This is a genomic window from Chthoniobacter sp. (assembly GCF_040003245.1).
Taxonomy (GTDB): Bacteria; Verrucomicrobiota; Verrucomicrobiia; order Chthoniobacterales; family Chthoniobacteraceae; genus Chthoniobacter.
Genome location: NZ_JBDUCX010000239.1, coordinates 1 through 10,283 on the forward strand (window position 1 = coordinate 1; position 10,283 = coordinate 10,283).

At 62.6% G+C, this 10,283-nt stretch carries 10 protein-coding genes and 1 pseudogene; 6 read left to right on the plus strand and 5 right to left on the minus strand.

Translation table 11 applies throughout. The features are described from left to right. Nucleotides 1–323 (minus strand): annotated as a pseudogene (locus tag ABJF10_RS24895) (hypothetical protein); the annotation flags it as partial. A 206-nt stretch (nt 324–529) separates the two neighbouring features. Here ABJF10_RS24895 and ABJF10_RS24900 point away from each other — a divergent pair. The 4 genes from ABJF10_RS24900 (at nt 530) to ABJF10_RS24915 (ending at nt 4,829) form a co-directional block, all read left to right on the plus strand. Further along, complete coding sequence (locus ABJF10_RS24900) at nt 530–1,855, plus strand: Gfo/Idh/MocA family oxidoreductase (RefSeq protein WP_348547330.1); 1,326 nt, start codon at nt 530–532, stop codon at nt 1,853–1,855. Nucleotides 1,856–2,113: 258 nt separating this feature from the next. Continuing rightward, a complete protein-coding gene (locus tag ABJF10_RS24905) occupies nt 2,114–3,439 on the plus strand; it encodes a GDSL-type esterase/lipase family protein (RefSeq protein WP_348547331.1) in 1,326 nt (441 codons plus the stop codon). 111 nt (nt 3,440–3,550) lie between these two features. Continuing rightward, on the plus strand, nt 3,551–4,123 hold the full coding sequence (locus ABJF10_RS24910; RefSeq protein ID WP_348547332.1) for a hypothetical protein: 573 nt from the start codon (nt 3,551–3,553) through the stop codon (nt 4,121–4,123). A gap of 118 nt (nt 4,124–4,241) precedes the next feature. Beyond that, a complete protein-coding gene (locus ABJF10_RS24915) occupies nt 4,242–4,829 on the plus strand; it encodes a DUF4203 domain-containing protein (protein WP_348547333.1) in 588 nt (195 codons plus the stop codon). 29 nt (nt 4,830–4,858) lie between these two features. Here the strand turns inward: ABJF10_RS24915 and ABJF10_RS24920 are convergent, their stop codons facing one another. Further along, on the minus strand, nt 4,859–5,353 hold the full coding sequence (locus tag ABJF10_RS24920; protein WP_348547334.1) for a DUF2062 domain-containing protein: 495 nt from the start codon (nt 5,351–5,353) through the stop codon (nt 4,859–4,861). A 196-nt stretch (nt 5,354–5,549) separates the two neighbouring features. On the opposite strand from ABJF10_RS24920, the gene ABJF10_RS24925 reads away from it, so the two are divergent. After that, the gene (locus ABJF10_RS24925; RefSeq protein WP_348547335.1) at nt 5,550–6,044 is read left to right on the plus strand and encodes a VOC family protein; all 495 of its coding nucleotides are present in this window, start codon (nt 5,550–5,552) and stop codon (nt 6,042–6,044) included. 106 nt (nt 6,045–6,150) lie between these two features. Here ABJF10_RS24925 and ABJF10_RS24930 read toward each other — a convergent pair whose 3' ends face one another. Both ABJF10_RS24930 and ABJF10_RS24935 read right to left on the minus strand, forming a co-directional pair. Next, the gene (locus tag ABJF10_RS24930; RefSeq protein ID WP_348547336.1) at nt 6,151–7,941 is read right to left on the minus strand and encodes a cytochrome b N-terminal domain-containing protein; all 1,791 of its coding nucleotides are present in this window, start codon (nt 7,939–7,941) and stop codon (nt 6,151–6,153) included. After that, complete coding sequence (locus ABJF10_RS24935) at nt 7,938–8,513, minus strand: Rieske 2Fe-2S domain-containing protein (protein WP_348547337.1); 576 nt, start codon at nt 8,511–8,513, stop codon at nt 7,938–7,940. The genes ABJF10_RS24930 and ABJF10_RS24935 overlap by 4 nt, the downstream gene beginning before the upstream one ends. 440 nt (nt 8,514–8,953) lie before the next feature. On the opposite strand from ABJF10_RS24935, the gene ABJF10_RS24940 reads away from it, so the two are divergent. Beyond that, nucleotides 8,954–9,715 carry a hypothetical protein gene (locus ABJF10_RS24940; protein ID WP_348547338.1) on the plus strand — a complete coding sequence of 254 codons (762 nt, stop codon included), beginning with the start codon at nt 8,954–8,956 and terminating at the stop codon, nt 9,713–9,715. A 71-nt stretch (nt 9,716–9,786) separates the two neighbouring features. On the opposite strand, the gene ABJF10_RS24945 is transcribed toward ABJF10_RS24940, so the two are convergent. Beyond that, nucleotides 9,787–10,283: hypothetical protein (locus ABJF10_RS24945; RefSeq protein WP_348547339.1), on the minus strand; the 497-nt coding region annotated here is incomplete at its 5' end.

The following is a 10,283-nucleotide window of genomic DNA, read 5'->3' on the forward strand; positions in this document are numbered from 1 at the left end:
CTTTCAAGCTCACTCCGCCTCCTCGTACCAGTCAAAAGTGCATAACAGTCTCTAATGAGGGCGTAGATGGCCTTCCATTCAAGGCCGCACCAATCTTTCACTTCGTAGTCGTTGCATAAAACGGCAACAACGAGGTCGGCTTCGTCGTTGTAAAGCGCAGGAAGATGAAATGCGAGGTCGCTTCGTGCGAACTCGGCCTCGTGGTATTTGTCGTACAGAATCTGATCCCTGTGAAATTGGTTTGCGAGGATTTCGGCGACCTTCGCAACAAAGTCCCTCTTTTCCCCGGCGAATGAGAACGCAATGCGGAAGCGCTTACTCATTGGACGCAAGCACGAATGCGCCGACATTCCACGGCGAGATTCGCGTCAACCTGACGGGCACAAAATTCACAGAGGGGCGCTATATGGCGCAAAACTGAGTGATGCAAGCCGATCTTACGTAACCGGTTTACCAAGAAGGAAAGTGATTGCGACTGGTGTGCCGGTAGGTTGAGACTCACCAGCGAACTTTTTCACCTCATCCCCCCATGAAAACGCCCCTCTCCCGTCGTTCTTTTCTCACTCGCACTTCGGCCGCGGCGGTGGGGCTGGGGTTGAGTGCGCGGGTGATGTCGCGGGCGCAGGGGGCGAATGAGCGGGTGGTGATGGGGGTGATCGGGGCGGGCGGGATGGGGCGGAGCAATCTGTCGGGGCTGCTGAAGGTGCCGGGGGTGGAGTTCGCGGCGGTGTGTGATGTGGACAAGGCGCAGCAGGACAAGGCGCTGGAGATTTTAAAAAAAGAGGGGCGGCCGGAGCCGAAGGTGTATGGCGATTTCCGCGAGGTGCTGGATCGCAAAGACATCGATGCGGTCTTGATCGCGACGCCGGACCATTGGCACGCCATCCCCTTCATCGCGGCTTGCGAGGCGGGGAAGGATATCTATTGCGAGAAGCCGATCTCGCACGACCTGACGGAGGCGCGGGCGATGCTCGGGGCGGCGCAGCATTTCAATCGCGTGGTGCAGATCGGCACCTGGCAGCGCAGCGTGAAGCATTTCCAGACGGCGATCGATTTCGTGCGCTCGGGGCAGATGGGGGAGATCGCGGTGTGCCGGGCGTGGTTTGTGAGCGTGATGGGCGGCTGGCCGAAGCCGATGGAGCAGGTGCCGGATGGGGCAGCGCCGGACGGATTCAACTACGACATGTGGCTGGGGCCGGCGCCGAAGCGGCCGTACAACTCGAATCGCGCGCACTGGAACTGGCGCTGGTATTACGACTATGGCGGCGGGTTGGTGACGGACTGGGGCGTGCACATGATGGATATGGTCTTCCAGGGGATGCAGCAGAGCGACCCGGTGACGGTGTCGTGCGAGGGCGGGATCTACGTGCTGAAGGATGGGCGCGATACGCCGGACACGATGCAGGCGATCTATCGCTTCCCGAATTTCCTGATGAACTGGGAGACGCGCTTCAGCAATGGGCGCGGCCTGGATGGCGGGCGCACGCACGGGGCGGAATTCATCGGGAGCAAGGGGACGCTGATCGTGGACCGGACGGATTACCAGTGGTTCCCGGAGCACCCGGACAACCCGGGGCCGAAGGCGTTTGAGAAATCGCCGCCGCATGATCACTGGCAGAATTTCATCGATTGCGTGAAGAGCCGGGCGAAGCCGCGGAGCGATATCTACTCGATGGCCAAGACGACGATGTGCTGTCACCTCGCGAACATCGCCTACCAGAGCGGGCGGACGGTGGTGTGGAGCCCGAAGAAGCTGGACGTGGCGAATGCGCACGCGGTGCGGGATTGCAAGAGCTACACGCGGCCGTATCGCGCGCCGTGGAAGTTGCCGACGTATCCGGTGACGGTGGTGTGAGGGGCGCGACGACCTTCCATCGCGTGTCATTCTGAGCGGAGTGTAACGCAGTCGAAGAGCCCCGTCGCTCTACCAGCGATACTGCTGGTTATTCGACGGGGTTTGCCCCGCAGTCCCATAGGCGTCTCGCTGCGCTCGGCTTTCGACTTCGCTCAGGATGACACGCGAGGAGGGAGTCGCCCTTATTTCACCGTCTCTAAGGCCGCATCGCCCCACCGGTTACTTCCACGCATCCGCATCTTCCTCGTTCATCCTTTCATGAAACTCCTTTCTCTCGTCGCTGCTGCACTACTCCTCCCATTCTCCACCCTCCGCGCTCTCGATTTCACGGCGCAAGGTGCCACGATCACGGTGGCGGCGGGCAAGGCCGAGGTTGCCGGGCACGCGGTTACGGTCGCCGCGCCAGTCACACTCACCATCGCGCCGGCTCTGGTGCAAGCGGTGAGCGATGAAGCGCTGAAGCTTTCCACCGACAAGCCGGCGGGTTGGGCGAAAGGCACACGGCTGCGCGGGTGCAACGCGCGCGATGTGAATGCGAGCGGTTCGTTCATTCCGGGCTCGCTGGAGATTCGCGTGGCGAAGGGCGGCGAGTTGCTCAAGGAGGGTGAGGATTACCTGGTCGATCCCGAGTGGGGCCACGTGGGGCTCGGGCCCAAGAGCAAAGTCACGGCCACCGACACGGTCTACGCCAGCTACCGCTACTCGCTGCGGCGCATGGATACGGTGCAAGTCGCGGCGGATGGCAAAGTCTCGCTGAAGCAGGGGCAGCCGCACATCAGCGCGCCCGTGCCGCCAGACGCGGACGCCGGGTGCGTGGCGATCGCGCATGTCTTTGTCGATTACGGCGCCACGGAGATTACGCCCGACAACATCTACCCGATCACCGAGTCACCCGCACAAGCGGTCACCGCGAGCACGCCCGGGCGCATTCCGAAGACGCTGGCGAAACTGAAAGCGGGCGAGCCGGTGACGATCGTGTGCCTGGGTGACTCCGTCACGGCGGGCGGCAACGCGTCGAAGCCGGAGCTGCGCTACGTCGATGTCTTTGCCGCCGGGTTGCGCGAGCGTTTTCCAAAGGCGAAGATCGATGTGCGGAATATCAGCGCGGGCGGTTCGAACAGCCGGCAATGGCTCGACCCGGAGAAGCATCCGTATCGCGACCTGCACGGGCCGGAAAATCCGGCGCGCTTCGATCGCGTGGTCGAAGCGAAGCCGGATCTCGTGACGATCGAGTTCGTCAATGATGCGGGCCTCAATGCCGCGGGGGTCGAGGAATCCTACAGCGAGATCCTGCACCGGCTCGAGCCAATCGGCACGGAGGTCATCCTCATTTCCCCGCACTTCACCATGTGGCGCATGATGGGCTTCAAGACGATGCGCGAGACCGAGCACCGGCCCTACGTGCTGGCCCTACGCGACTTCGCCAGCCGGCACGGCATCGCCCTCGCCGATGCTTCCGCGCGCTGGGAACACCTCGCCAAGGAAGGACTCCCCTACCTCACGCTGCTCGACAACACGATCAATCATCCCGACGACCGCGGCCATCGCTTGTTCGCCGAGGAGTTGTGGAAGTGTTTTCAGTAGAAGCGCGCACTCCGCTGCGCCCGGCGCGCTGATCTTTCCGGCCAAACGAGCCACCCACCGCGATTCAGGATCGACGGGCCAATTCCGGCCTCTCGAATCCTGAACGCAACGATGAATAAACCGATCCTTTCCTTCGTGTACCTCTCGGCGCTGGCTCTCGCATGCCCTGTGATCGGCGTGATCGCCGCGCCATCCGATGCAGCCACCGCGACGGAGGCCGCCGACCGCAAATTCCTCGCCAATCTGGAGAATTCCGGCGCCCCGCATGCGACTCCAGCTGCGCCCGTTCCGGTTCGAGCGGAGGCCGCTTCTCCTCGTTTTCGCAATGAAACCGCTCCGACCTCTGTTCGGACCGACGCTGCTCCTGCTCCGGTCACCAAGGCTGATGCCCCGCGACCCAAGGAAAAGCCCGTGCAGGCCAAGGTCGCGGTGAAAAAGCCGACCGAGGGCGCCAAGACTGACTATCGCAACCGCATCTCCCAACCGGCGGAAGTCGCCGACGTCGAGGGTGCGCCGGTGGCGCCCGGGAAGAAAACGACGACGACGGTCACCACCGTCGTGCAACCACTCAACGGGGATCGGGACGGCGATCACGATCCCGATCGTGACCGCGGAGAGAAAAAGCACTTCTTCCACCGCCTGTTCGCGCACGTGTTCAACCAGCAGCATCCCGAGGATTGGTAACGCGCGGGTCGCCAGCCCGCTGCGACCACTTTGCGCCAGGCAGTGCGCGTCGGACGTAAGAGGCTCGAATAAGAGGGTCGCTTTGTCCGACGATCTCGTTGTCCCATCGCCCTGATCCATGTCCGCTCACGCTGCCTCCTCCGCCCATGCCATCCACGCCGATTACCTTCCTCGCGAGCTCACGTCGCTACCGCCGGTCGGCGCCATCCTCGTCGGCGTGCTGCTGCTTTTTCTAGGCCGCAAGCTCTTCTGGCTGTTTGTCGGCGCCGTGGGATTTGTCGCGGGGCTGGAACTCGCGACGGCTCTTTTGCCGCATCAGCCGGAGTGGTCGCTCATCATCGGCCTGGTTTTCGGCTTGATCGGCGCCGTCATTGCCATCTTCGTGCAAAAGATCGCGCTCGGCATCGCGGGCTTTCTCGTCGGTGGCTATTTTGTGATGACCGCGTTGCGCGGCTGGGAGGCGCAGGCGCCGCCGGAGATGTCGTGGATTTCCTTTCTCATCGGCGGGCTGATCGGTGCGCTGCTCATGTATGCCGTCTTCAACTGGGCGCTGATCATTCTTTCCTCGATCAGCGGGGCGCATCTCATCGTGCAGACCCTCTCACTCACGCAAACCGTAGCTCTCGCGGCGTTCGCCGTGCTCGCGATCATCGGCATCATGGTGCAGGGAAAGATGGTCGCAGCGCCCCGCGCACATGACGCCTGAAAGCTCGGCGGCGCGAAAGCCTGCCGCAGCTAAGCGGGCGGCGTGAGATGCCGATGGTGCTTGGTTTCGTAACGTTCCAGCATCCACTTCACGACCGCGTAAGTGACCAGCGCGATCGGAATGCCGATGACGCACGAACCCACGAGCGTCGGCCACAGCACGCCGAGTGTTTTCCATTGGAACAGCTCGGCGACATGGATCTTGCCGATGCTGAGCTTGGGCGGGAAGCGATGCGGCCGGTTTACCAGCCAGAAACCGATCTCATACTCCCAGCGGAGGATGATGGGCCACACCGGCAGCAGCACATCGTGCAGCGAAACGGCGATGACCGCGGGAATCTTGCTGCAACGCGCCACCCACGCCGTGAAAATCGACAGCAGCGTCTTCAGCCCGGTCAAGGGCGTGAATCCCCAAAACATCCCGATCGCCACGCCGCCGGCCACGGCATGGGGCGCGTCGCGGAGCTGACGCAGACGCGTCCATGTATCGAGGAGAAATTGTTTGGGATGCCAGCGGAGTTTCACAAAAGATCAATCGTTCCAGCTCTCACTAGCGAGCGCCGCACCCAGCGCGAACACAAATCCGCGAATCCAGGTAATCGTAAAGGCGCGAAAATTTAATTGCCGAAATTGTCCATTCGCGCGCCGCTGGTTCGTCGAGCCCTTGGAAAAAGAATTCCCGAAAACTCCGAATAATTCCGAATAATTCCTAAAAACCACCATGCCCTCGACAATCGCCCCTTGCCTTTGGTTCGACACCCAAGCCGAAGAAGCCGCGCGCTACTACACCGGCATCTTCCAGAACTCGAAGATCACCGCCACTTCCTACTACGCGGACGCCGGGCAGGAAATCCACGGCAAGCCGGCCGGCTCCGTCCTCACCGTTGCCTTCGAACTCAACGGCCAGCCCTTCACTGCGCTCAACGGCGGCGGCACGCAATTCCCGTTCAGCCCCGCCGTCTCGTTCCAGGTGGAATGCGAGGATCAAGCCGAGATCGACTATTACTGGGAAAAACTCACTGCCGGCGGCGATCCCACGGCGCAACAGTGTGGCTGGGTGGCGGATAAATTCGGCCTCTCCTGGCAGATCATCCCGAAAAACCTGTCGGCGATGTTCACCGATCCCGACGCCGCCAAGTCGAAGCGCGTCTTCCAGGCGATGATGGGGATGAAGAAGCTCGATATCGCGGCGCTGCAGCGCGCGTTTGCGGGTTGAGCGGGTGTGGGGCGCGTGTCCTCACGCGCCGGGAGAATGTTCCATTCACAGCCCAAGCCCGGCGCGTGGGGAAACGCGCCCTACACCTGCCGGAGAAGCCGCACCTTCAATTCGGCGACTCGCCGCGCAGCCAGCGGATGAGCAGGTCGAGGTCGCGCGGGCTCAGGCGGCTGGTTTTGCCGAAGGCGGGCATGCGGTCATTGCGCTTGCCGTAAAAGCGATCGTGGCCCGGGTTCTTTAGGAAATCGACCAGCCACGCACGCGAGCCGTAACCGGTCAGGTCGGGACCATCGCCCGGCGCGTCGTTGCGGAATTGATGACAGTCCGCGCATTCGAGCGCATCGGCCGCGATGTGTTTTCGGCCCTCCTCGATGAATGCGGCGTCGCGCGCGTCGCTGTCTTTTTGCGCGGGCAGCGCGGCCTCGGCGCTCAGCGCGATCAGGATTTTTTCGAGCTGCGCTTTCTCTTCCGCGCTGTAGGCCGGCACCTTGTCCGTGATGAGCCGCACCATCTTGCTCTTCCGGCCGCCCTCCTTCGGATGCACAAACGCGGTGCCGCCGAAATAGCGCAGCGTCTCGATCTGCTGCGGATCCATGAAGCCCTGCAACCACTCGCGCGAGCCGAAGCCCGCGAGATCCGGCGCAGTCGGCGGCTCGCTCAGCGGCGCGCCGAGCCCGTCGTGGCCGGCGTAGGTATGGCAGCTCGCGCATTGGCTGGCGAAAAGCCGCGGCCCTTGCGTGAGCGGATCCTCGGCCAGCAAGGCCAGCGCGCCTTCCGTGGGAATGCCGCGCCGCGCCGACGCCAGATGCTTCGCGCGTTCGCCGTCGCGTTTGGCCTGGGCGACCGCCGCCTGGTAGTGCTGGTCGTCGGCGTCCTTTTGAAAAGCCATCGTCGTCAGCGTGGCGAAGCCCCCGAGTCCCACGAAGATCACGAAGAGATTGAACCGGTGCCCCGGCCCCCAGCGCCCGAGCAACGGCATGGCCATGAGCAGCAGAAAGACCAGCCCCGGGATGACGAGCGATCCCCAGATGAGCCGTTCGCCCTCGAAGAATTTCAGGAACTGGAAAAGCGCCATGAAGTACCAGTCCGGCCGCGCCGCGCTGTAAGGCTCGGCCGGATTCGCCGGCGCGCCGAGTTCCGCGCCGTGAAAATACCAGACCAGCGCGAGCACCGTACCCATCACCGTGCCGCAGGCCACGCAATCCTGGAGCAACTGGTCCGGCCACAACATCGCGTCCGGTTTTTCCTTCGGCAGTTTCGCCGTGAGCCCGTGCTTGCGGAAAAGCGCGACGTGCCCCGCGATGAGCAGCACGAGCAACGCCGGCAACACCCCCGCGTGCATGGCGAAGAAACGCGTCAACGTCTGGTGCCCGTAATTGGCATCGCCCACCACGAGCCGCTGCAGCTTGTCGCCGATGAAGGGGACGCCGGAGATGAGGTTGGTCACCACCTTGGTCGACCAATATCCGCGCTGGTCCCACGGCAGCAGATACCCGGTGAGCGAGATGGCGAGCGTGAGCCCGAGCAGCCCGAGGCCGAACCAATAGTTCACCTCGCGCGGCGCGCGATACGCGCCGTCGACCATCACTTGCATGAAGTGCAGCACGAGCAGCGGCACCATCAGTTGCGCCATGAAATGATGAATGCCGCGCAACACCCACCCGCCGGGCAGCAGCTCCTGCGTGTAGTAGACGCTCTCCCACGCGCTCTGCGCCCCGGCGCTGTAGTTCATCCACAAGACGATGCCGGTGATGAACTGCACCGCGATGGCAAACGTCAGCGTGCTGCCCCACACATAGCGCCAGCGTGCGCCGCCGGGCACGTGCTCGTGCAGCGCCAGCCGCGCCAGCCCGCGATAACCCGTGCGCGTGTCCAGCCAGTCGAACAGCGCTTTCATGCGACGGGCAGTTTCTCCTTCACGCCCGCCTTGAACGTCTGGAACTTCACCCACACCTCGCCCTCGTCGCGAATCTCCACCGCCAGCGCATCCAGCCCGCGCGCCGCCGGGCTCGGCCCGCTGATCTCGCCATCGTGACTGAAGGCGCTGTTGTGACACGGGCAGAAGAAATGCTTCTTCTCCTTGCGCCACTCGACCGAGCAACCGAGGTGCGGACACGCCGATTGAAAAGCGCGCACCGTCGTCTCATCGAGCCGCTCGAGAAAGACCGCGCCCACCGCACTGCGCCCGTGGCGCGTCCACGCATCGGTGCGCTCCACGAAGACCTGGAAAAGGCGGGGCGGCGCACCGATGGGCAGCGCCTCGATCTTCGTCAGGTTCACCCATGAGCCATCGGGCGGCGCGGAGCGCAACGGCCCGAGCAGCACGGTCACCCCCGCGGCCAGAGGCACCAGCACGCACGCGCCGCCGAGGGCCACGCACGCCGCGGATTTCAGAAACTCGCGCCGATCACCGGAAGCCGGCGGTGGCGTTTCGGGAAGCGGGTTCGGAGACTCGTGAGGGGTATTCATGAGGTTGACTCGCAAGCTGTTGTAACCGGGTGCCAGCGCGGGGGCCAGCTTCTGCGTTTAAGAAATGGGCCGGACCGGACCGGGCGAATATCGGGCGTGGAGGAATCGAACAAATGCGCCTTTTCCGGCAGAAATAGGCCATTTTCACCAATGGAGCCAATGGAGCCCACTGAACCAATGGAGGCACCTCTTCCCAGACCTGCGTGGAATGCAAACGCTCAGAGCGCGTTCCGAAGATCGATGATGAACTACGGATGACACGGATGGGCACGGATTAAGAGCCCCTTTATCCGCAACCCGTCCCGATCCGTGTCATCCGCGCTATCCGTGGTCAAAACTTGCAGCTCCGCGGCCTGCCCCACCCGCGCTGGCCCTCGAAATCCCACTTTGCCCCTAACAAAATCCTGCCATAAAGCATCGCTCCCTCACACCTACCTCCCATGCACCTCCGCCCCTTCCTCGCCCTCTCCTGCCTCGTCACGTCCGCCGCCTTCGCCGCCGATCTGCCGGCCATCCCCAAGGACTCCATCGCCAAGAAGAAGGAACTCCTCTTCTCCGATGATTTCCAAGGCGCCACGCTCGACGCCAAATGGCACAAGGTCGTCGACACCTTCGCCGTCGAGAATGGCACCCTCAAGGGCACCCAGACCCGCGACCAGAACATCCCCGCCGCCGACGGCAAACCCGAGGTCAAGGCCCACGCCGCCGTCTACGGCCTCGAGCTGCCCACCAAGGACAGCGTCATCGAGGTCAAAATCCGCTTCGAGGGCAACACCATGATGGATGTGGAGTTCGACGACCGCAAATTCGAGGGCTCCCACTACGGCCACCTCTGCCGCGCCCAGGTCCGCCTCGACAAACAGCAGGTCACCATCCTCGACGAACGCGACGGCACGCAGAGCAACGCGCTCATCGAGCTGCGCAAAGACGCCACCGCCAACAAGGACGCGATCAACAAGCTGGTCTCTACGCACAGCGCCACCTTCCCCGTCCCGACACCGCTCGAGGCCGGCAAATGGTACACCCTCGTCGTCGAAACCGTCGGCGAAGCCATGCGCGTGACCATCGACGGCGCACCCGTCGCCTACTTTACCTCCCCCGGCATCGGCCACGCCACCAAGTCCAAGATCGAACTCGGCGTCCAGGGCAAGAGCGGCCTCTTCGACGAGATCAAAGTCTGGAACGCCGAACCGGCGAAGTAGGCTGCCGGTGGGTCGGCGCAACGCCGGAAGCCTCCGAAGATCCGTCCGCCACGAGGTGGGAACGATAAGCGTCAGATTGCCCGTGCCGGCAAAACGGCGACGTGCGAACGAAGATCACTGGGTAGCTTAATAAAGCGTGGCTCCCCCTCCGGCGTCTTTCCATTGAAAAACAGGTAGGCTCCTGGAAAGCGCGCAAGAACGAAAAGTCGAAAGTCTGCCTCAGTCTCAAAATCGCGGCCAGCATCGAGAAGTAGTTCCCCAATCTTGCGTTTATTAGTGGAAAATAAATCAGGCACTGAGACTTCCACCATCCACATCAGCTTTGCCGGGATATAAGCAAATTGCTCAATCACCTGTGTTGCCTCACGATTATCGAGCCAGTCTTGGGTGTCTCGCATGTGGGCAATGTAACCATCACGTGTTATAGGAACAACACGAAGTATTAATTTCTGCGTGGCCGTGTATCTAATCAAACGCTCAAGCCACACATTGTTTTCCACGGCCAGACAGGGAACTAGCCCGGATATTTCACGCTTTGAAATTCTCGCGTCGGCAGCGCCGCGCGATG

Coding starts and splice junctions, on each gene's coding strand:
- ABJF10_RS24910 (WP_348547332.1), top strand. CDS start 3,551: ATGAATAAACCGATCCTTTCCTTCGTGTACCTCTCGGCGCTGGCTCTC.
- ABJF10_RS24940 (WP_348547338.1), top strand. CDS start 8,954: ATGCACCTCCGCCCCTTCCTCGCCCTCTCCTGCCTCGTCACGTCCGCC.
- ABJF10_RS24900 (WP_348547330.1), top strand. CDS start 530: ATGAAAACGCCCCTCTCCCGTCGTTCTTTTCTCACTCGCACTTCGGCC.
- ABJF10_RS24930 (WP_348547336.1), bottom strand. CDS start 7,941: ATGAAAGCGCTGTTCGACTGGCTGGACACGCGCACGGGTTATCGCGGG.
- ABJF10_RS24905 (WP_348547331.1), top strand. CDS start 2,114: ATGAAACTCCTTTCTCTCGTCGCTGCTGCACTACTCCTCCCATTCTCC.
- ABJF10_RS24925 (WP_348547335.1), top strand. CDS start 5,550: ATGCCCTCGACAATCGCCCCTTGCCTTTGGTTCGACACCCAAGCCGAA.
- ABJF10_RS24935 (WP_348547337.1), bottom strand. CDS start 8,513: ATGAATACCCCTCACGAGTCTCCGAACCCGCTTCCCGAAACGCCACCG.
- ABJF10_RS24915 (WP_348547333.1), top strand. CDS start 4,242: ATGTCCGCTCACGCTGCCTCCTCCGCCCATGCCATCCACGCCGATTAC.